Genomic DNA, 22,582 nt, shown 5'->3' with positions numbered 1-22,582 from the left:
CGAGTGACGCTCAGCCGCGCGCGGCAATGATCTCCAGCGCCCGCGCGCCGCTGACGGGAGCATCGACCGGCAGCCTGGCAAAATCGGCCGCCGCGCCCTTGATCGCCTTGTCGAGCAGCACGGTGTAGCGCCGCCGCGGAATCTCGACCGCGCCGAACGAGCGCAGATGCTCGGTGACATATTGGGTGTCGAGCAGCTCGAATCCGCCCGCGATCAGCCGCGCCACCAGATGCACCAGCGCCACCTTGGAGGCGTCGCGGGCGCGATGAAACATGCTCTCGCCGAAAAACGCGCGGCCGAGGCTGACGCCGTACAGGCCGCCGACCAGGTCGCCATTCTGCCAGACCTCGACGCTGTGGCAGTGCCCGAGCCCGTGCAGGCCCAGATAGAGATCGCGGATCCGCTTGTTGATCCAGGTGTCGTCGCGGCCGGGCTGCGGCGCGGCGCAGCCCGCGATCACCGCCTTGAAAGCGGTGTTGACCGTGACGGTGAAGACGTCGGAGCGCACGGTGCGCGCCAGCCGTGAGGCGATACGAAAGCCGTCGAGCGGAATCACGCCGCGCATTTCCGGCTCGACCCAGAACAGCGTCGGATCGTCGGCGCTTTCGGCCATCGGAAAGATGCCGCAGGCATAGGCGCGCAGCAGCACTTCGGGCGTGATGTCGGAGGAGGCGGAGTCGCGCGATGCCATGGCTGGCAGGATAGCAGTTTAGGGGCGGCAGCGGCTAGCTCGCCGCCGTGCAGCCGGGTTTTGCCGCAGGCTTGTTGACGCGGCGGAACCGCAGCACGATTCTGGTGCCGGCATGCGCGGGATCGCGCTCGACGCTGGCTTCGAGTTTGGAGGCCATCGCGGAGACGATGCGCTGGCCCATGCCGGTGGAGCGCGGGTCGGTCTTGACGTTGAGGCCGACGCCGTCGTCGCAGATCGCCAGCTCCAGATCGTCGCCGTCGGCATCGAGCGTGACATGGATCGGCCCGGCGCCGTCGGGGTAGGCGTATTTTACCGCATTCATCACCAACTCGTTGACGATGATGCCGATCGCCACCGCGCGGTCGGGGTCGATCTCGACCGGCTCGGCTTTCAGGGTCAGCCGCGACATCTTGTTGCCTTCGGCGGACCGCCTCAAATCCTCCAGCAGGGCCTCCAGATACTGGTTCAGCAGCACGCTCTTCAGATCGTGCGAGGTGTAGAGCCGGCGGTGCACCTGCGCCACCGCGGCGACCCGTCCCATCGCATTGGTCAGCGCCGCCTTGACGTCGTCCTGGCTGGCTGAATTGGCCTGCAGGTGCAGCAGCGAGGCGATGATCTGCAGCGAATTGCCGACGCGATGGTTGACCTCGCGCAGCAGCACCTCGCGCTCGGCGGCGAGCGCGGCATAGCGATCGCGCGAGGCGTGGACCTCGGCCTCGGCCTCGTCGCGGGCCTTGCGAACCATCGCCTGCTGGATCGCGCTGTCGACGGCAACATGGAGCAGGGGGATGAAATCCCCCTGGACGTCCTTGACCAGGTAATCGACGGCGCCGGCCTTCAGCGCGGTGACGGCGATCGCGGAATCCTGCGACGCCGTGACGAACACCACCGGCGGCGCGTTCGGGATCTTCAGGATCCGCTCCAGCGTTTCGAGGCCGTCGAGGCCGGGCATGTATTGATCGAGCGCGATGACGTCGATGCCGCCCTGACGCAGCCGCTCCAGCCCTTCGGCGCCGCCGTTCGCATGCACCACCTTGACGCCGAGCCGCGTCAGGCCGCGGTCGACCAGCCGGGCCAGCGCCGGATCGTCGTCGATGTAAAGCAGCGTGGGCATGGTCGCGGTCATGTGGCGGCTGCGGGTACCTGAATGACGGAGAAGAACAGTCCGAGCTGGCGAATGGCGTTGGCGAAGCTTTCGTAGTTCACCGGCTTGGTGATGTAGACGTTGGCGCCGAGTTCGTAACAGCGCTTGATCTCCTGGGAATCGTCGGTCGTGGTCAGCACCACGACCGGCGCGCATTTGAGATACGCGTTTTCCTTGACCCGCCGCAAGATGTCGATGCCGGTCATGTCGGGCAGATTGAGATCGAGCAAAATCAGCAGCGCGTTGCCCTTGTGGGCGAGGCCGGTGCCGTCGCTGCCGAACAGGTACTTGACCGCATCTGTACCGTTGGTGAACGGCACGATCTCGTTGTTGACGCCGGAACGGCGGATATTGCGCTCGATCAGGCGGGCGTGCCCCTCGTCGTCCTCGATCATGATGATGGTGACTGGATTGCTCATGACTCTCTGTTCCGGTTAGTGGCTGCCCAGCGAATGGGGAGCGTGGTGGTGAAGGTACTGCCGTGGTTGAGTTCCGATGCTACCGACATGGTTCCCCCGAGCCGCCGCACCAGGGCCCGGACGTGGGCGAGCCCGATGCCCTGGCCGGGTTTGTCCTGGGTGCCGGCGCGGCGAAACAGGTCGAAAATCCGCTGGTGGTCCTTGGGATCGATGCCGCGTCCGTTGTCGGAGACCTCGAATATCGCGAAGCCGAGCTTGGTGCGGCCCCGGATATGGATCTCCCCGGGAACTCCCGGCTCGAGATATTTCAGCGCGTTGTCGATCAGGTTGGAGAAAATCTGTTCCATCGCGAGGCGGTCGCTGACGATGTCGGGCAGCGGTTCGATGTGGATGGTGGCCTCGGCCTCCGCGGCCTGATGCGCCACGGTGCTCACGATGGTTTCGATCAGTTCGCGGGTGTCGATCTGCACCGGCACGAACTCGCGCCGCCCCTCGCGGGTCAGGTTGAGGATCGCCGTGATCAGGCGGTCCATCTTGGCGATCGACGACTTGATGAAGCCGAGCGCCTCGGAGAAATCCTGCGAGAGTTGCCTGTCGGCGCCTTCGAGCACGGGCTCGGCGCTGTCGGTCGCGTTATCGGGCGCCACCGGCGCCGATGATTGCGCGCGGGCAAGGGAGGCGATCCGCCGGAAGATGTCGCCGCGCAGTTCCTCGAGCTCGCTGGTGAAGCCCATGATGTTGACCAGCGGCGAGCGCAAATCGTGGCTGACGATATAGGCAAAGCGCTGGATCTCGTCGTTGGCCTCGCGCAGATCGGCGGTGCGCTCATCGACGGTGGATTCCAGATTGAGGTTGTTGTCGCGCAACAGCGCCTCGGCTTCGTCGCGCGCGCTGGCGGAGCGCCGCACCAGGAAGATGGAAATGCCGGCCAGCGCGATCACGAGGCCGGATCCGGCGATGGTCACGACGGCCGCAAGCTGCTGGCTGCGGTCGGCGTTGACGGTTCGCTCGCCGAACCGCCGCGCTTCTTCGGTCTGCATCTCGTCTGCGATCCTGCGGATCGTCCCGGTGGTGTTGCCGGCGGCCGCCTCGAGCACCAGCGCCACGGCGCCGTCGACCCGGTTCTGCTTGACGAAGTTCATCTCCGTCGCGAACTGGTCGAGCCGCGCTTCGACCGCCGCCTTCAGCTTTTTCACGTTGTCGGCCTGACGCGGATTGTCCGATATCGATCGTATCAGCCTGTCGACGTTGGGAATGACGGTCGCAACCGCAGCCTCGTGGTCCCTCAGAAGCTCCGGTTCACGGGTCAGCAGAAAGCCGCGCGCATCGCTTTCAGCGCGGCGGATTTCAAGCAGCAGGTTGCTGATCTGGTTCTGGACCTCGACGGTGTGCACCACGAGGCCGCTGTCCTTGCGGGCCTTGTTGACCAGCAGGACGGAGGCGGTGCTGATCGCGACCAGCACCAAAAATCCCGCCGCAAGCAGCAGGATCTGGCCAACAGCGCGGCGGCGCGCGGCGTCAGGCGTCACGGCAGTCTCGAGTCATGAAACGACGGAATTGCAGCAACCCCCTGGATGGCAAGGTTTCCCCACGGGTGAGAACGCCGCTCCGGCCAATTGGTTCCAGGATGTTTGCGCCGAGGGCCGTCAGCCGGGGTTCTGGCCGGCCAGATACTGTTCGAGCCAGTGGATATGGTAGTCGCCGTCGATAATGGCGGGCTCCCGCACCAGCGCCCGGAACAGCGGCAACGTGGTCTCGATGCCCTCGACCACCATTTCGTCGAGCGCGCGGCGCAGCCGCATCAGGCACTCGCCCCGGGTCTTGCCATGGACGATCAGCTTGCCGACCAGCGAGTCGTAATAGGGCGGGATGACGTAGCCCTGATAGACGGCAGAATCGATCCGCACGCCGAGGCCGCCCGGCGGATGGTATTGCGTGATCCTGCCCGGTGACGGGCGGAAGGTCTGGGGATTTTCCGCGTTGACGCGGCATTCGATGGCGTGGCCGATGATCTGGATTTCGTCCTGCGTCGCCGGCAGTTCGCCGCCGGCGGCGATCCGGATCTGCTCCAGCACGAGGTCGATATCGGTGATCGACTCGGTGACGGGATGCTCGACCTGGATCCTCGTGTTCATTTCGATGAAATAGAACTCGCCATCCTCGTACAGGAATTCGATGGTGCCGACGCCGAGATATTTCATGTCCTGCATCGCCTTGGCGCAGGTCGCGCCGATTTTGGCGCGTGCTGCCGCCGCCAGGACCGGCGAGGGGCCTTCTTCCCAAATCTTCTGGTGACGCCGCTGCAGCGAGCAGTCGCGTTCGCCGAGATGGATGGCGCCGCCGCGGCCGTCGCCGAGGATCTGGATTTCGATGTGTCGCGGCTTCTGCAGGTATTTTTCCAGATAGACCGAGGCATCGCCGAACGCCGACTTGGCCTCGTTGGACGCGGTCGACAGCGCCAGCATCAGGTCTTCGGCGGTCTGCGCCACCTTCATGCCGCGACCGCCGCCGCCGGAAGCCGCTTTCACCAGCACCGGAAAGCCGATCGACTCCGCGATCGCCATGGCGTCGTCCTCGGGACCGACGCCGCCGTCGGAACCGGGCACCACGGGAATACCGAGCCGCTTGGCGGTCTTCTTGGCCTCGATCTTGTCGCCCATCAGGCGGATGTGCTCGGCCTTCGGCCCGATGAAATGCAGATTGTGCTCGCCGAGGATTTCGGCGAAGCGGGCGTTTTCCGACAGAAAGCCGTAGCCGGGGTGCACGGCGTCGGCGCCGGTGATCTCGCAGGCGGAAAGCAATGCCGGGATGTTGAGGTAACTGTCCTTCGACGGCGGCGGGCCGATGCAGACGCTCTCGTCGGCCAGCCGCACATGCATGGCGTCGGCGTCGGCGGTGGAATGCACCGCGACGGTGGCAATGCCGAGTTCCTTGCACGCGCGCAGGATGCGCAGGGCGATCTCGCCGCGATTGGCTATCAGGATCTTGTCGAACATCGCGGCGCCTGACGTTGACGAATTCTATTCAATGATGACGAGCGGTTCGCCGAATTCGACCGGCTGGCCGTCCTCGACGAGAATCTGCGTCACGGTGCCCGCGCGCGTCGACGGGATCTGGTTCATCGTCTTCATCGCTTCGATGATCAACAGCGTCTGCCCGATCGCCACCCTGGAGCCGACCTCGATGAACGGCTTGGCGCCGGGCTCGGACGCCCAGTAGGCGGTGCCGACCATCGGCGAGGGCACCACGCCCGGGTGTTTTGCCAGATCCGCGATGGCGGCCGGTGTAACGCTCGCGGCGGATCCATGGGAACCCGAGGGCATGTGCTGGAAATTCGCCGGCATCGATGCGGCGATGCTGATGTTGCGGGCGACCCGCACCCGCAGGCCGGACCGTTCGATCTCGATCTCGGTGAGACTGGTCTCGTCGAGCAGCAATGCGAGTTCGCGAATGAGCGCACTGTCGTCGCTGTTGAACTTCGCGGCTTTTGTATCGTCAGGCTGGCTCGCCATGATCTTGATCCGGAGCTTTCTGTGGGGTGACGGGCGAAAAGGCGTCAGGCAGTCGCCTTGACGCCGATTTTGGCGGCAAGGCCCTGGATCGCCAGTCGGTAACCCTCGATGCCGAAGCCGCAAAGCGATGCGAACGCGGCCCGGGCGGTGAAGGAATGATGGCGGAATTCTTCGCGGGCATGGATATTGGTGACGTGCACTTCGACGGTCGGAATTTTTACCGCCATCAGGGCGTCGTGCAGCGCGATGGAGGTGTGTGAATAGCCGCCGGCGTTGATGATGATCCCGGCGGCTTTTTTCGTAAGCGCCTCGTGGATGAAATCGATCAGCTCGCCTTCGCGGTTGGATTGCCTGCAGTCGGCCTTGAGGCCGAACTGGGCAGCGGTCTGTACGCAGAGTTGCTCGACGTCGGCAAGCCTGGCGTGGCCGTATTTCTCGGGCTCCCGGGTCCCCAACAAATTGAGGTTGGGGCCGTTGAGCACATAAATCGTCTCGGCAGGTCTCTCGGCCATCCAGATCCCGGTAATGCTGCTGCGGTGGCGGCGGTTATAGGTAACATCAGGCCCAAGGGGAAGCCTCTAGGGCGCCCCGGACCCTGCCCAAATGCCTCACCCGGCTTGTAAAAAGCCATGCGGAACCTGAGGAAACCATTGATTAACCAAGGTTTGAGGATGGCACAAGGCAGGCTCGTCCACAGGCCGGCTATCGGCTCACACGAAAGGGGCGGGCATTGCTGCCCGCCCCGAACGCCTGAAGCAGTTGGCTGCTCTCAGCCGTTAGGCCTCGATGACGTAGACGATCTCGTAGGTCTCGGGCTGAACGATGACGTAACGGCCTTTGACCAGGATGACCTTATAGCCGCGCCATTCCGGATAGATCTCGACGATCCGCGGCGGAAGCGGATAGAAGGTGACCGAACTCGGAACCCGCGTGCCAACCGAGATATTGAAGTTGACGTTGGTGGTTTCCTTGATGCTCGTCTCCGACTTGATGGCGGAGACGATCTGCGTGCGTTTCTCAGCCGGCGGAGCTGCGGTCGCCGACGTCGCGGCGTTACCGGTGGTGGTCGTGGACTTGCTGTCGGTCTGGGCGGTGCCGCTCTTGCTCGTCGTGCCATCCCTGGACTGCGCGCTGTCCTTCGTGGCGTCCTTGGACATGCCGTCCTTTGACTGCACGCTCTTCGCGCCGTCCTTGCTCATGCCGTCCTTGGACTGAGCGCTATCCCTGGTGCTGTCCTTGGTCATGCCATCCCTGGACTGCACGCTATTCGCACCGTCCTTGGACATGCCATCCCTGGACTGAGCGCTGTCCTTGCTCATGCCCGGAGCACTGCCGGAATCGCGGTTCATCGCGCCACCCGACGGTGCGCGCTCCTGCTGCGCGGCGGGCGGGCTGCCACCCGCGGAAGCGCCACCTGCCGCGCCGCCCGCACCACCGGCGCCTTGCGCAAAGGCGAATCCGCTGCCCGCTATCAACGCAGCGGCCGCTACCGACATCATAAAACGACTAGTCATGGATTATCTCCTCACCTGATTGCATTGCCCGTGCCGACAACGACGCCAGTGAAGCGATGTTCCGTGCGTTCGCCGGTTCCACCGATTTTGTCTGGTGAGCGCGCGATGAACCGTCCGACTTTGAAAAGGCGCAAACAAAAAGCCGGCTCGAGAGCCGGCCTTCGGTTCAGCAACGCTGCAACATCAGATTGCAGGAGATGCGGTTCAGCACGTCGCCTTGCCGCAACGCGCGACGCCGATTTTTTCCCGCAGGGTTTCGACGCCGACCGCGCCGATCACCACCTGCTTGCCGATCACGTAGCTGGGCGTGCCGTTCATGCCCATCGCTTCGGCGAGCTTGAAGTTCTCCTCCAGCGTGGCGCGCACTTCCGGACTGGCGAGATCCTTCTCGAGTTTAGCCATGTCGGCGCCGGCTTCCTTGGCGGCGGCCATCGAGCGCGCCTTGTCGGCCTGGCCCTTGCCGTTCAGCAGCTTCTGGTGAAAGTCGAGATACTTCTTGCCGCCGGGATCCTGCATGCGCATGGCGACTCCGACCTGGGCGGCCTCGACGGAGCCGGGGCCGAGCACCGGGAATTCCTTCAGCACCACCTTCAGCTTCGGGTCGGATTTCATCAGCTCCATCATGTCGGTCATGGCGCGTTTGCAATAGCCGCAATTGTAGTCGAAGAATTCCACCATGGTGACGTCGCCGTCCTTCGGGCCGATGGTGACGCCGCGCGGCGATTTGAAGATCGCGTCCTCATTCCTGGCTACTCCGGCGGCATGCTTCTCGGCCTCGGCGGCGGTCTGGCGCTTGCTGAGCTCGGCCATCGCCTCTTCCAGCACCTCGGGATGCTTGAGCAGGTAATTCCGGACGATGGTTTCGATATCGCCGCGCTGGATGTCGGAAAAACTCTGCGCGGAGGCCGGCGCCGGCGCCCCGCAGAGTGCGAGCGCGAACAGGGCGGGGGCGAGCAGGCGGAACGAGCGCATGGGAAAATCCTCTTGGACGAATTGATTGGCTAGGTTGTGCAGGGGCCGGTTTTGCGAAACCTTAGGTCCGGCCGGTGTATTTTGAGTTGCTTGTTTCTAGTTGCTCTTCTGGCCCGGCAGCGGCTTGGCGGAGACGATGTCGTCGGCCTTGACCCAGCCCGGCGTGCCGATCGCGAACCGGGTCTTTGCCCGCGAGGCCAGATCGCGTGCGGTCTTGTTGTCGCCGCGCAGGAAGGCCGCCTGGGCGGAAGCGAGGTCGGCCTGCGCAAGATCTCCTTTTCGGCCGTAGGCCATCGCGAGCTGGGTATAGCCGATCGGCGCCTCGCTCTCGCGCGCCACCGCCGCGCGCAGAATCGCGATCGCTTCCTCCGTGTGGGCGTTATTATTAGTCGCTACCAGCGCCTGCCCAAGTAACATCTCGATGAGCGGGGCGTTATTCGACAGCTGCACCGCCTTGCGCAGCGGCACGATGGCCTCGGCCGCCTTGCCGCCTTCCAGCAGCGCCTGGCCGCGCAACTCGTAAAAGTAAGGGTTGGCGGGCTGCAGCTGGATCAGCGCGTCGATCTGGGCGATCGCGCTGCGCAGGTCGCCATGCCGGTAGGTGGCGATGGCGCGGGCATAGCGCGCGGGCAGACTATCGCTCGACAGCGGATAGCGCCGGTAGACGGTGTCCTGACGTTCCATGAAGGCCGAGATCTTGGCGCGCACCATGTCGTGGCGCAATTGCAGGGCCGGGTCGTCCTTCTTGTCCCAATAGGGGCTCGAACGCGCCAGTCCTGCGAGCGCTTCGACACGCTCGGCCGGCATCGGATGCGACATCACATAGGGATCGGAACCGCGCGCGGCAAACAGGCTCTCGTTGGTGAAGCGCTTGAAGGTTTCGTACATGCCCTTGGCGGACTGGCCGGTGGCGGTCAGGAACTTGACCCCGGCGCGGTCGGCGTTTTCCTCCTGCTGGCGCACATAGGAGAGCAGGGTGCGGCGGATCACTTCCTGCGGCGCGGACATCGCCGCCGCGCCGACATTGGCGAGACCGCTATTGGTGCCGCTTCGCGCGCCCGCAACCAGCGCGCCGGCGCCGAGCAGCATGGCGATGATCATTTGGGTCTGCGCCGCCGCCAGTTGCTCGCGCAGCTTCGAGAGATGGCCGCCGGCGAGGTGGCCGGTTTCATGCGCCATCACCCCGATGATCTGGTTCGGGGTTTCCGACTGCATGATGGCGCCGTAGTTCACGAAGATGCGCCGGCCGTCCGCGACGAAAGCGTTGAACGCGCTCTCGTTGATGATGACCATCTGGATGTTCTGCTTTTCCATTCCCGCCGCGCGCAGGATCGGGCGGGTGTATTCGCGCAGCAGCTGCTCGGATTCGGTGTCGCGCAGGACGCGCAGACCCCCTCCTTGCGCAAGCGCCGGCATCGGCGCAATGACGAGCGCGACCGCCGTGGCAAGGGCGGTCAGTTTCGACATTTTCTGGCGCAGGACGATGCGGAGCAACATGGCCTTCTCGGGGGATTGGCGGCGGGCCGGATACGAGATATGCCCTAACAAACCGCCGAATGCGGCTTGTCTGGGGCCAGGAACCTGTTTTTGGTCCCCGTTTTAGTCCTCTTTTTCCCTGGTTCGAATAGCAGATATCGATGCTTGATGCGACACTGAGAGACCGGGCCCGGGGCTTGCTGACGGCGTCGGCGCGAAGCAATGTTCCGCCGTTCATGGTGATGGACGTGATGGCGGCGGCGGCCCGCATCGAGGCGGCCGGCGGCCATGTGATTCACATGGAAGTGGGCCAGCCCTCGGCGTCGGCGCCGAAGCCTGCGATCGCGGCCGCCCACGCCGCCCTCGAACTGGGGCGGATCGATTATACCTCGGCCCTGGGCACTCCCTCGCTTCGCGCGCGGATCGCCCGGCATTATCGCGAGACTTACGGCTGCGCCGTGGATGCCGAGCGGATCGTGATCACGACGGGATCGTCCGGCGCGTTCATCCTGGGCTTTCTCGCGATGTTCGAGCCGGGCGACCGCGTCGCGGTCACGGTTCCCGGCTATCCGCCGTATCGCCACATCCTCACCGCGCTCGGCTGCGAGCCGGTGCTGATCGAGACCTCGAGCGAAACCCGGCACGCGCTGACCGGCGAAGCCTTGCTGGCGGCCCATCACAAGATGCCGCTGAAGGGCGTGCTGGTCGCCAGCCCGGCCAATCCCACGGGGACGATGATGTCCCGCGAGGCGCTCACCAGCCTGATGGCGGCGGCAGAGGGCGCGGGCATCCGTTTCATCTCCGACGAAATCTATCACGGCCTCGATTATGCGTTTCCCGCGGTCACGGCGGCGGAACTTTCGCCTGATGCCCTGGTGATCAATTCATTCTCGAAATATTTCTGCATGACCGGCTGGCGGGTCGGCTGGATGGTGGTGCCGGAACCGCTGGTGCGGCCGATCGAGCGGCTGCAGCAGAATCTTTCGATCTCGGTGCCGACCCTGTCGCAGATTGCGGCCGAAGCCGCTTTCGATGGCCGCGCCGAGATGGAAGCGATCAAGCGCGGCTATCAGGAGAACCGCCGCATCCTGATCGACGGTTTGCCGCAAGCCGGGCTCGACAAATTTCTGCCCGCCGACGGCGCGTTCTATCTCTACGCCGACGTCTCCCAATTCACGTCCGACAGTTTTGCCTTTGCCGGCCTGATGCTGGAAAAAGCTGGTGTCGCGGCCACCCCCGGGGTCGACTTCGATCCGGTTCATGGCCGTCAGTTCATCCGGTTTTCCTACGCGCGTTCCGCCGACGAGATGCGCGAAGCGGTCGCGCGCATCACCAAATGGCTCGGCTAGCGGCGCGAACGCTCCGCTTCACCGCCATTCACGCCCAACACCCGTTCACATCAAGGAGATGTTCTTGTCAGTCAGATCAACGTCGGGGCTCGTCGCCGTCAGGCATTCTCCGCTCGCCGCCGTGGCGTGGCCGCAGCCCGCCGCCGGATTTTCGCTGGTGCTGCGCGGCGCAGTCCTGATCGCGCTCGGGACGGCGCTGCTGACGCTCTCGGCCAAGATCAACCTGCCGCTTCCTTTCGTGCCGATGACGCTGCAGACGCTGGTGGTGCTGGTGATCGGCGCCGTCTATGGCTGGCGCCTCGGCTGCACCACCATCATCGCCTATCTGGCGGAAGGGGCGATCGGATTGCCGGTATTCGCCGGTCCCGTTGGCGGCCTGGCGCCGCTGATGGGTCCGACGGCCGGGTACCTCTGGGGCTTCGTGGCCGCCGCCTTCGTCACGGGATGGCTGAGCGAGCGCGGCTGGGATCGTTCGGTGCCGCTGCTGTTCGTCGCGATGGCGCTCGGGCACATCGTCATTCTCGCGGCAGGGTTCGGCTGGCTTGCCTTCGGCATGAAACTCGGCGCCGAGAAGGCATGGCTGGTCGGGATCGTGCCGTTCCTCGCGGGCTCCCTGGTCAAGAACGCCCTCGGCGCAGCGCTGGTGCCGGCGACCAGACGCCTGTTCGATCGTCGCGGATAAGCACCGGCGCCGATCATGAACGCGTAAGCGGTCGCCTCGGGGAACTAAAAACCGCCCGGTTTTGCCGGGCGGTTTTTCAGTCTCGAAATTTCCTGGTTTACTCGCCGTTGCCGAAGCGTCGTGACCACCAGCCGGCCTTGCGCGGCTGGGTGTCGGTCGTCGTCTCGGCGGCGGACTGCGCCGGGGCTGACGCCGGCGGCTCAGGCGGAGCGTGGGACACGGGGGCGGCGGCTTCAGGCTGGGCGGTTGCCAGGAAGCTCACCTTCTCACGCACGGTCGAACGTCGTCGCGCGGCGGCTCTTTCTGCCTCCTGCGCGGTCTCCGTTTCGCCGGAGGCTCGCGCCGGCTCGGGCTGAGGCGGGGCTGCCGGAGCGATGGATTGCGGCTCCGGCGGTGGTGCCGGTGGTTCGGGCTGCACGGCGGGCGCGGCTCGTTCGATCGAATAACCATCAAAATCGGCCACCGCCTCGGAGACTTCCGGCGGCGATGTCGGGCCGAGTTCGTCCGCGATCGATCCGATCAGACCATCCTCGGGTCCGCCGCGCCGGCGGCGTCCACCGCGGCGTCCGCGGCGGCGAGGCCGCCGTTCGCCGTCCGCCGTCTGATCGGCGCGGGCCGCGCCGGGCTGTTCCTCGGACTCGTCTTCGTCGCCTTCGGCTTCATCGACAGGACCTGCGACCGCAACCTGGTCGGGCGCCATGCGGGGAGCGTCGGTGCTGTCGCGGACCGGGCCGCCTTCGCGCGGCTCGCCCGGACGGCCACGCCGACGCCGCCGCCGCTTGCGCTTGTGACCCTCGGCGTCGGTTTCGCCACCGGCTTCCTCGCCGGCCGCGGCTTCCTCGGTCAGCCCTTCGGTCTCTTCGGTTTCCACTTCCGATTCGGTTTCGATATCGAACGACTCTTCCTCGTCCCAGGGCTCGTCGATCTGCGGCGGGAAGGCGGCAACCTGCGCCGCCAGCAGCGCCTTGGCGGCCTCCAGCGTATGCACCTGTTCGCCGCGGTCGATGATGAACGACTGCTGGGCGCTGACGGTGGCGTCGGCGATCACGGCCAGCGTCACCTTGAAGCTGTTCTCCAGATCGCGCAGATGGCCGCGCTTGTGATTGAGGACATAGAGCGCCACGTCGGTGCGGGTCCGCACCACCAGATTGTGGGTCGCGCCCTTCATCAGGATTTCTTCAAGACCGCGCAGCAGCTGCAGCGCCACCGAAGATACCGAGCGGACATGGCCGCTGCCGCCGCATTGCGGGCAGGGCTCGGTCGAACTCTCCAGCACGCTGGCGCGGATGCGCTGGCGCGACATTTCCAGCAGGCCGAAATGCGAGATGCGGCCGACCTGGATCCGCGCGCGGTCCTGCCGCAGGCAATCCGACAGCTTGCGCTCGACCGAACGGTTGTTGCGCTTCTCGTCCATGTCGATGAAGTCGATGACGATCAGGCCGGCGAGATCGCGCAACCTGAGCTGCCGCGCGACTTCTTCCGAAGCCTCGAGGTTGGTCTTGAGCGCGGTGTCCTCGATGTGGTGCTCGCGGGTGGAGCGGCCGGAGTTGACGTCGATCGAAACCAGCGCCTCGGTCTGGTTGATCACGATGTAGCCGCCGGAGCGCAACTGCACCGTCGGCGAGAACATCGCGTCGAGCTGGCTTTCGACGCCCATTCGCGAGAACAGCGGCTGGCCGTCGCGATACTGCTTCACCGCCCGCACATTGGTCGGCATCAGCATCTTCATGAAGTCGCGGGCTTCCTGGTAACCGGCTTCGCCGGCGACCTGGATTTCGTCGATTTCCTTGTTGTAGAGATCGCGCAGCGACCGCTTGATCAGCGATCCCTCTTCGTAGACCAGGGTAGGGGCCTGCGATTTCAGGGTCATGTCGCGGACGGTTTCCCACATCCGGATCAGATATTCGAAGTCGCGCTTGATTTCCGGCTTGGTGCGCGAGGCGCCCGCGGTGCGCAGGATGATGCCCATGCCCTCGGGCACGTCGAGATCCTGCACCACGTCCTTGAGCCGCGAACGGTCCTGCGCCGAGGTGATCTTGCGGCTGATGCCGCCGCCGCGCGCGGTGTTGGGCATCAGGACGGCGTAGCGGCCGGCCAGCGAGAGATAGGTGGTCAGCGCCGCGCCCTTGTTGCCGCGCTCTTCCTTGACGACCTGCACCAGCATCACCTGACGCCGCTTGATGACTTCCTGGATCTTGTACTGGCGGCGCGGACGGAAGGCGCGCTCCGGCACTTCTTCCAGGACGTCGTCGCCACCGACGGATTCGACGACTTCCTCTTCGGCGTCGTCGTCGTCTTCTTCCTCATCGTCGTGATGCTCGTCGCCTTGCGGCTCGGCGGCATGCTCGTCGTGGGGCGAAGCCGCGTGCTCGTCGCCGGCCTGTTCGGCGCGCGCCGCGTCCTCGGCATGGGCCGCGTTTTCTTCCGCGTGCTCGGCGTGGACACGCTCGTCATGGCCGTGTTCTTCGTGAACTTCTGCGGCGGCAGCCTCGACGGCGGCCGTATCGGGCAGGGTTACTGCCGCCAGCGTCTCGCTGACATGGGTCTCCGTGCCCCGCTCCTGATCGTGCTCGCCATGGGCATGGCCGTGATCATGCGAATCGTGCGCGTGATCATGACCGGCATGATCGTGATCATGATGCCCGGCATCGTCATGACGATGCTCGGACTCGTGCGCGTGGGTCTGACCGCCTTCGGCGTTCAGGTCCTGATGCTCTTGATGTTCCTGATGCTCTTGGCCCTCTTGCGGCGGGGCGACCTGCATCAGGTCGGGGCTGGCGTTCTCGACGACCTCGCTCTGCACCCGCTCGCCACTGCCGCGGCGGCGCTGGTTGCGGTGGCGCGGACGGCGGCCACGGTTGCTGGAACGATTTTCGGTTTCTTCCTCGGCCTCGCGATGGGCGCGTTCGTCGGCCTCGATCAGCGCCTGGCGGTCGGCAACCGGAATTTGATAGTAGTCGGGATGGATTTCGCTGAAGGCCAGGAAGCCATGGCGATTACCGCCATACTCGATGAAGGCCGCCTGCAGCGACGGCTCTACCCGTGTGACCTTGGCGAGGTAGATATTGCCGCGCAGTTGTTTGCGCTGGGCAGTTTCGAAATCAAATTCCTCGACGCGATTGCCGCGGATCACAACGACCCGGGTCTCTTCCGGGTGGGTAGCATCGATCAACATTTTGTTGTGCATTTTGCAACTCATGACGGCGGCGGGCGCGTATGACCGTGGGCGCATGTCGCGCCGCCGGGTGACGCGACGGTCCACCTGATTCGGGGGTGAGGGGAAGGCCAAAACGCAACCCGGGGCGCCGGGCCGAACGGGATCCTGTCGGAGCAAAACGACGCGCGGAGCTTTCGCTTCGCGGCGGCGCGATTCTACCGGGGATCATGGTCGGCAACTCAGTCTGGCGCATCAAGCGTCGGCCCGTCTGAACACGTTGGCGGCAAGAATCGCCGCCTTGTCTATTCGCTGAAGACCCGGCGCGGCGCCAAAGCGCTCGCCGGCCATCGCATATCGGGCCTGGTTGGACCCGGATAATCAGTTATGCCGTGTCTGAAGCCGTCCCTGGAACAAGATGGTAACCTGGGACCAACGCCGCTCGGGCTCGAAACCGCCCTCCGTTTCAGCCGCGCGCTGCGCTGGCCTGTGGAGGGATCGGAAAGACGCTGGAAACCTCTGGGTTCAGAGAGTTCCGGCGCTGCACCGGGAGGCTGAACGCGACACAACCGGGAGTTTTAGCCGTCAGCCCCTCGTACATACGTGGATTGGGGCCTCGGTGCAAGGGAACTGAAAGGGAAGCGAAGGGGGGCGTCGCAGCGCGGCAACACCTTACCTTATTCGTCATCGGCACCTTAAGCTCTCGTTAACCCTGTGGCTCTATTGCGGTAAGAGGGCTGCTCGGAGGCACGGATTCGTTGGCGAGCCGCGCAAATCAACGTGTTTTTAGGGGCTGGGTGCTATTGTGCGCCGCAGCATTGTTGTGCTCATCCGCCAGCATCGGCCGCGCGACCGATGGCGAGGCGCCGAATCCCGCCGCAGGGTCCAACTTTCCGATCGCTTCCGAGGTCCGGCTGGCCGGCGACGCCAAGCAGACTCGCTTCGTTCTCGACCTCGACAGGCCGATCCAGTTCCGCGCCTTCGCGCTGGCCGATCCCTATCGGGTGATCGTCGATATTCCCCAGGTCGATTTTCAGCTCAAGGCCGGGGCGGGCACCGCCGGGCGCGGGCTGATCAAGGCCTTCCGCTATGGCGTCGTCATGCCCGGCGGCTCGCGGATCGTGTTCGATCTGGCAGGTCCGGCCAAAATCGCAAAATCCTATGTACTGGAGGCCGCCAACGGCCAGCCGCCGCGGCTGGTGCTTGAGCTGGAACAGGTCGACCGCACCACCTTCGTTCAATCGCTCGGCGCCGAAAGCCGGCCCGAGCTGAAGCCCGCGATCTCGGACACGGTGGCTTCGATCCCCGCCGAGCCGAATGCCGCCGCCAAGCCTGCTGCATCAGGCGATGCGCGACCCGTGGTCGTGATCGATCCGGGGCATGGCGGCCTCGACAATGGTACCCAGGCCGGGGGCACCAATGAAAAGGAACTGGTGCTGGGATTTGGCCTGGTGTTGCGCGATCGCCTCGAGAAATCGGGTAAATATCGCGTCGTCATGACCCGCACCGACGATACCTTCATTCCGCTCACCGACCGCGTCAAAGTCGCCCGCAACCAGTCGGCGGCGCTGTTCGTGTCGATCCATGCCGACGCCTTGCCGCGGCGCGAGGGCGACGCCCAGGGCGCCACGATTTACACGCTGTCCGACAAGGCCTCCGACGCCGAGGCGGAGCGGCTCGCGGAAGCCGAAAACAAGGCCGACGCCATTGGCGGGGTTAACCTGACCGAGGAGCCGACCGAGGTCGCCGACATTCTGATCGAGCTGGCGCAGCGCGAAACCCGCACGTTCTCGAACCGGTTCGCCCGTCTCTTGATGGGGGAGATGAAGACCACCGTGCGGATGCACAAGCACCCGCTGAAGTCGGCCGGCTTCAAGGTGCTCAAGGCGCCCGACGTGCCGTCGGTTCTGGTCGAACTCGGCTATGTCTCGAACAAGGCCGACTTCGAGCACCTGGTCTCGGAGAGTTGGCGTAACCGCACCGCCGGTGCGATGGCGCAGGCGATCGACGCGTTCCTTGCCAAGCGGCTGGCGACCGCCGGGGCAGGCAACTGAAAAGAGGGCATTCCAGAGCGGGAAGCCCTAGTTTGGCCACAGCGGCGGCATTATAGAAATGACTGTCACAACGTCGGAATCGCGCTAAATTCGCTCGCGGACGTCGGAATATTTTATACGCCTGCGCGAGACGGCTGATCGCCAGGCGCGTACTTTGCTGAGGAAGCGCCTGATATCGCGGCGCCAGGGCTGGAACGGAACTTCGATAATGTGCTTGCTGGTTCGGTTCATGGGTTTCTTGTTCGCCGCAGGCACCGTCGTGTTCCTGGTGGGCGTCGCCGCCGCCGCGGGGCTGATCTGGCATTATTCCAAGGACTTGCCCGACTATTCGCAGCTGCAGGATTATGAACCGCCGGTCATGACGCGGGTCCATGCGTCCGACGGGGCGCTGCTCGGCGAATATTCCAAGGAGCGCCGGCTGTACCTGCCGATCCAGGCGGTGCCGAAGATGGTCATCAACGCGTTCCTGGCCGCCGAGGACAAGAATTTCTACGAGCATGGCGGCATCGACTTCACCGGCATGGCGCGTGCCGCGGTGCTCTATGCGCAGAATTTCGGTTCCAACAAGCGGCCGCAGGGCGCCTCCACCATTACCCAGCAGGTCGCGAAGAACTTCCTCCTGACCAACGAAGTGTCGTTCACCCGCAAGATCAAGGAAGCCCTGCTGGCGATGCGGATCGAACGCACCTATTCCAAGGACAAGATTCTCGAACTCTATCTCAACGAAATCTATCTCGGCCTCGGCGCCTATGGCGTCGCCGCGGCGTCGCTGGTCTATTTCGACAAGTCGGTGAATGAACTCACCATTGCCGAAGCGTCGTATCTCGCAGCACTTCCCAAGGCGCCGTCATCGCTGCATCCGGTGAAGAACCGCGATCGCGCCATCGAGCGCCGCAATTACGTGATCGACCGTCTGGTTGAAAACGGCTGGATCAAGCAGGCCGATGCCGACAAGGCCCGCAAGGATGCGATGACGGTGACCAGCCGGAGCAACGCCGCGCACATCTTCGCCGGTGAGTACTTTGCCGAGGAAGTCCGCCGCGACGTGTTCGATCGCTATGGCGAAAAGAAGCTCTATGAAGGCGGCCTGTCGGTGCGGACCACGCTCGACCCGAAGCTGCAGGTGATGGCGCGCAAGACCATGACCGCCGGGCTCGTGAAGTTCGACGAGGCGACCGGCTATCGCGGCGCCGTCAGCAAGCTCGATATTTCCGGCGACTGGGGCGTCAAGCTCGCCGACGTCAAGTCGCTGTCGGATATCTCGCCGTGGCGGATGGCGGTGGTGCTGGAAGTCAGCGATCAGTCGGCGCGGATCGGGTTTCAGCCCGGCCGTGAACTGGGCGGCGCCGTTGCCAAGGACCGGCAGACCGGACTCATTACGCTCGATGGCGTGAGATGGGCGAAGGCTGCCTCCGGGCCGACGCGCTTCAAGCCGCCGACCACTGTGGCGCAGGTGCTGGCGCCCGGCGACGTCATCTATGCCGATCCGCTGCTCGCCAAGGATGGCAACATCGTCGAGGGCCAGTTCCGGCTGCGCCAGCTGCCGGAAGTGTCCGGCGCGATGGTGGTGATGGATCCCTGGACCGGCCGCGTGCTGGCGATGGTGGGCGGATTCTCGTTCGACCAGAGCCAGTTCAACCGCGCGACCCAGGCCTATCGGCAGCCGGGTTCGTCATTCAAGCCGCTGGTCTATTCGGCGGCGATGGACAACGGCTATACCCCGTCCACCATCGTGGTCGATGCGCCGATCGAAATCGACCAGGGGCAGGGGGCCGGCGTCTGGCGTCCGGAAAACTATTCGACCGGCAAATATTACGGGCCGCAGACGCTGCGCAATGCGCTGAAGCGCTCGCTCAACACGGTGACGGTGCGGCTGGCGCAGGATGTCGGCATGCCCCTGATCGGCGAATACTCCAAGCGCTTCGGGGTCTACGACGAACTGCCGAACTATCTGTCGTATGCGCTCGGCGCCGGCGAGACCACCGTGATGCGGATGGTGACGGCCTATTCGATGTTCGCCAATGGCGGCCGGCGCGTGAAGTCCACTTTGATCGACCGTATTCAGGACCGTTACGGCCGCACCATCTTCCGGCACGACGCCCGCGAATGCCGCGGCTGCGACGCCCCCGGCGGCTGGAAGAACCAGCCCGAGCCGCAGCTGGTCGACCGCCGCGAGCAGGTGCTGGATGCGATGACCGCCTACCAGATCACCTCGATGATGGAAGATGTGGTGCAGGGCGGCACGGCCACGGTGCTGAAGGAAGTGGGCAAGCCAATCGCCGGCAAGACCGGCACCACCAACGACGAAAAAGACGCCTGGTTCATCGGCTTCTCGCCGGATGTCGTGGTCGGCATCTATGTCGGCTACGACAAGCCTCGGGCGCTCGGCAAGGGCGCCACCGGCGGCCATCTGGCGGCCCCGATCGCCAAGGACTTCCTCAAGCTCGCGCTCGCCGACAAGCCGGCGGTCCCGTTCAAGGTTCCCGCCGGCATCAAGCTGATCCGCGTCGACGCCAAGTCCGGCATGCGAAGCGGTCCCGGCGGTGGCGGCATTCTGGAAGCCTTCAAGCCCGGCACCGCACCTCCGGATAATTACAGCGTCATTGGTGTCGCCGATGCCGACGGTGGCCGCGATCGTCCGCTGATGGCGCCGCCCGACGCCGGCTCGATCATGCGTCCAGGCACCGGCGGGCTTTGGTAGCCGATTGCACTTTGCGGCCGGTGCCGTTACATCCCTCGACAACATTTGTCAGTAGCGGTTCGTCCCCCGCAGAATCAGAGAAACCATGCGCGCTGAAGTCGAACGCCTCGTTGAAGAGATCAAGCAGTCTGTCGGGCTGCTGAGGAGGCATCTTTGACGTCGATGCATCCACGGCGCGCCTCGCGGAGCTGAACAAGCTCGCTGAAGATCCCAATCTCTGGAACGACCCGCAGAAAGCGCAGAAGCTGATGCAGGAGCGCACCTCGCTGGAGGATTCGCTTCAGGGCATCGGCAAGGTCGAGCGCGAACTCGAAGACAATGTCGGCATGATCGAACTCGGCGAGGCCGAGAACGATGACGGCGTGGTGGCGGAAGCCGAGGCCGCGCTGAAAGCCCTGAAGAAGGAAGTCGCCCGCCGCGAGCTCGAAGCGCTGCTCGGCGGCGAAGCCGATCGCTTCGATTCCTATCTCGAAGTCCACGCCGGCGCCGGCGGCACCGAAAGCCAGGACTGGGCCTCGATGCTGCTGCGCATGTATACGCGCTGGGCCGAGAAGCACGGCTTCAAGATCGAGTATCTCGAGGAAACCCAGGGCGAAGAAGCCGGGATCAAATCCGCCACCATCCAGATCTCGGGCCACAACGCCTATGGCTGGCTGAAGACCGAGGCCGGCGTGCACCGGCTGGTGCGGATCTCGCCGTTCGATTCCAACGCGCGGCGGCACACCTCGTTCTCGTCGGTCGCGATCTTTCCCGTGGTCGACAATTCGATCAAGATCGACATCGCCGAGTCCGACGTGCGCGTCGACACCATGCGCTCGGGCGGCGCCGGCGGCCAGCACGTCAACAAGACCGAATCCGCGGTGCGGCTGACGCACATTCCGACCGGCGTCGCCGTGGTCTGCCAGGCCGGCCGTTCGCAGCACAAGAACAAGGCGCAGGCCTGGGACATGCTGCGCGCGCGGCTCTACGAGATCGAGCTGAAGAAGCGCGAGGCGCAGGCCGCCGCCGACCAGGCCGCCAAGACCGATATCGGCTGGGGCCACCAGATCCGTTCCTACGTGCTGCAGCCCTATCAGATGGTGAAGGATCTGCGCACCGGCGTGCAGACCTCGGACACCTCGGGCGTGCTCGACGGCGACCTCGACGAATTCATGGCGGCGACGCTGGCGCAGCGCGCCTTCGGCACCGCGCCCGCTTCGGTGGAAGATGTGGACTAGTACCTCGTCACAGTGATTATGACTCTTTGGACGTGACGGGATAGGCGCGGCCCATTTTGGCGCGGGCTTTGTCGGTTGTGAACATCCAGTTGATGCGGGCGCCGGCAGCGTTTCGTTGTTGCTCCCAAGCGTCGATTTCGCGGCGGAGCCAGATTGGGTCGTCGATCCTGCGGTCCAGGCACTGGCAGCGCAGCACGCCGATCTCGATCTCGACCATGTTGAGCCAACTGGCATGCTTGGGGGTGTAGTGGAACTCCAGGCGACGCAGAATTCGCCGGGCTTCGGCTGGCGCGAAGGCCTCATAGAGGGAGCCTACGGAGTGCGTGGATAAATTGTCCTGCACCACGCGGATGCACGCGACGTCGGGATAATGGACATCGACGAGTTCGCGCATGCAGTGGGCGTAATCTTCTGCTGCCCGCCGCGCGGTGACCTTGACCTTGCGCCAGGGCCAATGCACGTCGATGCAGACGAAGAGATTGACGGTGCCGTTGCGGCGATACTCACAATCGTAGCGTTCGAGCTGGCCCGGCTCGGCCGGGATCGGTTGACGCACCTCGCCGATGAGCTGGACCGGGCTTTCGTCGAAGCAGACCACCGGCCGATCGGGATCGGGTGCTTCGGCATAGAGATCGAGCACGTCCTCCATCCGGGCGACGTATTCGCCATCGACCTTTGGAATGCACCACATGTCCTTGCGCCACGGCTTGAGATCGTTTTCGGCCAGCCGCCGGCGCACCGTTTCGCCCGACAGGCTCTCGTGATCGGTAAGCTTGACCATCGCCCCAGCCAAAAGCTCCAGCGTCCAGCGAGCGCGACCCTCCGGGGGACTCGCGCAGGCGGTTGCCACCAACAGGGCTTCCTCCTTGCCGGTAAGCTTGCGCTCCGCCCCAGGACGCGGCTCCTCGTTCAGCGCCCGCTCCAGATTGCCTTCCACGAAGCGCCGCTTGGTCCGGTACACGGTGGAACCGCTTACCGCCACCGTGCGGGCAATTTCCTCGTCGCCACGGCCGGCATCGGCCGCCAGCAAGATCTGGGCGCGCTTGAGCTTGCGGGCCGCCCGTTTGCCCTTGCTCAACATCGCATTGAGTTCACTGCGTTCGGCTTGGCTCAATTCGACCCGATAACGTACATTCATCGCGACCTCCTTGTCGGAGGACCGGACGAATCCACAAATGAATCGAAAATCAGGCGCCGCTCGCAGCCCCAGCGCTCAAGGCTTCACCGAAAAGCAAGGCCAGTACCTGGCCTTCATCTACACCTACGCGCACGTGTTCCGACGCCCGCCCGCCGAGGCCGACATGCAGCGCCACTTTCAGGTCACCCCGCCCACGGTGCACCAGATGATCGTCACCCTCGAACGAAACGGCCTCATCCGGCGCCAACCAGGCGTCGCTCGAAGCATCCAAATCCTCGTGGCTCCAGAAGACTTACCCATCCTGAACTGGCTCGGAATCAACCAGTCAAAATCACTGTGACGAGGTACTAGGCTGCCTCAGGGCAAGTTGAACAGCGCACGCTCGCGCTCCACCGTCTCGTAGATATAATCCGCGACCGCGCGGATGCGCGCCAGGTCCTTGCTGTCGGCGTGCATCAACAGCCAGAAGCTGCGCGAGATCGAGATTTCGTCCGGCAGGATCGGGCGCAGCTCGGGATGCGCCGTCGCCATGAAGTGCGGCAGCACCGCGATGCCGAAT

The 22,582-nt window shown here is 64.6% G+C and carries 18 protein-coding genes and 1 pseudogene; 6 read left to right on the top strand and 13 right to left on the bottom strand.

Annotated elements, in window-relative coordinates:
- Nucleotides 1–10 precede the first annotated feature (10 nt).
- The 10 genes from aat to Q7U29_RS23660 all read right to left on the bottom strand — a co-directional run bounded on the left by aat (nt 11) and on the right by Q7U29_RS23660 (nt 9,749).
- Complete coding sequence (aat, locus tag Q7U29_RS23705) at nt 11–691, bottom strand: leucyl/phenylalanyl-tRNA--protein transferase (RefSeq protein WP_304745376.1); 681 nt, start codon at nt 689–691, stop codon at nt 11–13.
- A 34-nt stretch (nt 692–725) separates the two neighbouring features.
- Nucleotides 726–1,817: a sensor histidine kinase gene (locus Q7U29_RS23700; protein WP_304745374.1), complete on the bottom strand. Its 1,092-nt coding sequence runs from the start codon at nt 1,815–1,817 to the stop codon at nt 726–728.
- A complete protein-coding gene (locus Q7U29_RS23695; protein ID WP_304745372.1) occupies nt 1,814–2,254 on the bottom strand; it encodes a response regulator in 441 nt (146 codons plus the stop codon). Before Q7U29_RS23695 ends, Q7U29_RS23700 begins: the two co-directional genes overlap by 4 nt.
- Nucleotides 2,251–3,783, bottom strand: a complete 1,533-nt coding sequence (locus Q7U29_RS23690) for a CHASE3 domain-containing protein (RefSeq protein WP_304745370.1) — start codon at nt 3,781–3,783, stop codon at nt 2,251–2,253. The genes Q7U29_RS23695 and Q7U29_RS23690 overlap by 4 nt, the downstream gene beginning before the upstream one ends.
- A gap of 117 nt (nt 3,784–3,900) precedes the next feature.
- Nucleotides 3,901–5,250, bottom strand: a complete 1,350-nt coding sequence (gene accC, locus Q7U29_RS23685; protein WP_304745368.1) for an acetyl-CoA carboxylase biotin carboxylase subunit — start codon at nt 5,248–5,250, stop codon at nt 3,901–3,903.
- 24 nt (nt 5,251–5,274) lie between these two features.
- Nucleotides 5,275–5,766 carry an acetyl-CoA carboxylase biotin carboxyl carrier protein gene (gene accB, locus Q7U29_RS23680; RefSeq protein WP_304745366.1) on the bottom strand — a complete coding sequence of 164 codons (492 nt, stop codon included), beginning with the start codon at nt 5,764–5,766 and terminating at the stop codon, nt 5,275–5,277.
- A 44-nt stretch (nt 5,767–5,810) separates the two neighbouring features.
- Nucleotides 5,811–6,278: a type II 3-dehydroquinate dehydratase gene (aroQ, locus tag Q7U29_RS23675; protein WP_304745364.1), complete on the bottom strand. Its 468-nt coding sequence runs from the start codon at nt 6,276–6,278 to the stop codon at nt 5,811–5,813.
- 264 nt (nt 6,279–6,542) lie between these two features.
- The gene (locus Q7U29_RS23670; protein ID WP_304745363.1) at nt 6,543–7,280 is read right to left on the bottom strand and encodes a DUF1236 domain-containing protein; all 738 of its coding nucleotides are present in this window, start codon (nt 7,278–7,280) and stop codon (nt 6,543–6,545) included.
- Between the two features lie 204 nt (nt 7,281–7,484).
- Nucleotides 7,485–8,252, bottom strand: a complete 768-nt coding sequence (locus Q7U29_RS23665) for a DsbA family protein (protein WP_304745361.1) — start codon at nt 8,250–8,252, stop codon at nt 7,485–7,487.
- A 96-nt stretch (nt 8,253–8,348) separates the two neighbouring features.
- Nucleotides 8,349–9,749, bottom strand: coding sequence for a M48 family metalloprotease (locus Q7U29_RS23660; protein WP_304745359.1), 1,401 nt, complete (start codon nt 9,747–9,749; stop codon nt 8,349–8,351).
- Nucleotides 9,750–9,889: 140 nt separating this feature from the next.
- On the opposite strand from Q7U29_RS23660, the gene Q7U29_RS23655 reads away from it, so the two are divergent.
- Nucleotides 9,890–11,077 (top strand): pyridoxal phosphate-dependent aminotransferase, encoded by a 1,188-nt coding sequence (locus tag Q7U29_RS23655; protein WP_304745357.1) that lies wholly within the window; start codon nt 9,890–9,892, stop codon nt 11,075–11,077.
- A 121-nt stretch (nt 11,078–11,198) separates the two neighbouring features.
- On the top strand, nt 11,199–11,759 hold the full coding sequence (locus Q7U29_RS23650) for a biotin transporter BioY (protein ID WP_370691819.1): 561 nt from the start codon (nt 11,199–11,201) through the stop codon (nt 11,757–11,759).
- Between the two features lie 97 nt (nt 11,760–11,856).
- On the opposite strand, the gene Q7U29_RS23645 is transcribed toward Q7U29_RS23650, so the two are convergent.
- Nucleotides 11,857–14,946, bottom strand: coding sequence for a ribonuclease E/G (locus Q7U29_RS23645; RefSeq protein ID WP_304745355.1), 3,090 nt, complete (start codon nt 14,944–14,946; stop codon nt 11,857–11,859).
- A 725-nt stretch (nt 14,947–15,671) separates the two neighbouring features.
- Between Q7U29_RS23645 and Q7U29_RS23640 the strand changes: the two genes are divergently transcribed.
- From Q7U29_RS23640 to prfB, 3 genes are all read left to right on the top strand, one after another.
- On the top strand, nt 15,672–16,967 hold the full coding sequence (locus Q7U29_RS23640) for an N-acetylmuramoyl-L-alanine amidase (RefSeq protein WP_304745354.1): 1,296 nt from the start codon (nt 15,672–15,674) through the stop codon (nt 16,965–16,967).
- A 208-nt stretch (nt 16,968–17,175) separates the two neighbouring features.
- On the top strand, nt 17,176–19,668 hold the full coding sequence (locus Q7U29_RS23635) for a penicillin-binding protein 1A (RefSeq protein ID WP_304745352.1): 2,493 nt from the start codon (nt 17,176–17,178) through the stop codon (nt 19,666–19,668).
- A gap of 85 nt (nt 19,669–19,753) precedes the next feature.
- A protein-coding gene (gene prfB, locus Q7U29_RS23630; protein WP_304745350.1) for a peptide chain release factor 2 occupies nt 19,754–20,885 on the top strand; the annotation gives its coding sequence in 2 pieces (ribosomal slippage) (nt 19,754–19,822 and nt 19,824–20,885; 1,131 coding nt in all).
- 16 nt (nt 20,886–20,901) lie between these two features.
- On the opposite strand, the gene Q7U29_RS23625 is transcribed toward prfB, so the two are convergent.
- Nucleotides 20,902–22,023: an IS630 family transposase gene (locus Q7U29_RS23625; protein ID WP_304745348.1), complete on the bottom strand. Its 1,122-nt coding sequence runs from the start codon at nt 22,021–22,023 to the stop codon at nt 20,902–20,904.
- Between the two features lie 37 nt (nt 22,024–22,060).
- On the opposite strand from Q7U29_RS23625, the gene Q7U29_RS23620 reads away from it, so the two are divergent.
- Nucleotides 22,061–22,363, top strand: a complete 303-nt coding sequence (locus tag Q7U29_RS23620) for a LexA family transcriptional regulator (RefSeq protein ID WP_304745346.1) — start codon at nt 22,061–22,063, stop codon at nt 22,361–22,363.
- Between the two features lie 17 nt (nt 22,364–22,380).
- Here Q7U29_RS23620 and Q7U29_RS23615 read toward each other — a convergent pair.
- Nucleotides 22,381–22,582: pseudogene (locus Q7U29_RS23615) on the bottom strand (LysR family transcriptional regulator); the annotation flags it as partial.

The sequence above is a fragment of the Bradyrhizobium sp. genome, from assembly GCF_030654605.1.
Taxonomy (GTDB): Bacteria; Pseudomonadota; Alphaproteobacteria; order Rhizobiales; family Xanthobacteraceae; genus Bradyrhizobium.
The sequence above is the reverse complement of the archived record's forward strand: the minus strand, read 5'-3'. Positions and strand labels throughout refer to the sequence as shown.

Bases quoted from the DNA above. Each gene is read 5' to 3' on its own strand.
- aat (WP_304745376.1), bottom strand. From the start codon at position 691: ATGGCATCGCGCGACTCCGCCTCCTCCGACATCACGCCCGAAGTGCTG.
- Q7U29_RS23700 (WP_304745374.1), bottom strand. From the start codon at position 1,817: ATGACCGCGACCATGCCCACGCTGCTTTACATCGACGACGATCCGGCG.
- Q7U29_RS23695 (WP_304745372.1), bottom strand. From the start codon at position 2,254: ATGAGCAATCCAGTCACCATCATCATGATCGAGGACGACGAGGGGCAC.
- accC (WP_304745368.1), bottom strand. From the start codon at position 5,250: ATGTTCGACAAGATCCTGATAGCCAATCGCGGCGAGATCGCCCTGCGC.
- accB (WP_304745366.1), bottom strand. From the start codon at position 5,766: ATGGCGAGCCAGCCTGACGATACAAAAGCCGCGAAGTTCAACAGCGAC.
- aroQ (WP_304745364.1), bottom strand. From the start codon at position 6,278: ATGGCCGAGAGACCTGCCGAGACGATTTATGTGCTCAACGGCCCCAAC.
- Q7U29_RS23670 (WP_304745363.1), bottom strand. From the start codon at position 7,280: ATGACTAGTCGTTTTATGATGTCGGTAGCGGCCGCTGCGTTGATAGCG.
- Q7U29_RS23665 (WP_304745361.1), bottom strand. From the start codon at position 8,252: ATGCGCTCGTTCCGCCTGCTCGCCCCCGCCCTGTTCGCGCTCGCACTC.
- Q7U29_RS23660 (WP_304745359.1), bottom strand. From the start codon at position 9,749: ATGTTGCTCCGCATCGTCCTGCGCCAGAAAATGTCGAAACTGACCGCC.
- Q7U29_RS23655 (WP_304745357.1), top strand. From the start codon at position 9,890: ATGCTTGATGCGACACTGAGAGACCGGGCCCGGGGCTTGCTGACGGCG.
- Q7U29_RS23645 (WP_304745355.1), bottom strand. From the start codon at position 14,946: ATGCACAACAAAATGTTGATCGATGCTACCCACCCGGAAGAGACCCGG.
- Q7U29_RS23635 (WP_304745352.1), top strand. From the start codon at position 17,176: ATGTGCTTGCTGGTTCGGTTCATGGGTTTCTTGTTCGCCGCAGGCACC.
- Q7U29_RS23625 (WP_304745348.1), bottom strand. From the start codon at position 22,023: ATGAATGTACGTTATCGGGTCGAATTGAGCCAAGCCGAACGCAGTGAA.
- Q7U29_RS23620 (WP_304745346.1), top strand. From the start codon at position 22,061: ATGAATCGAAAATCAGGCGCCGCTCGCAGCCCCAGCGCTCAAGGCTTC.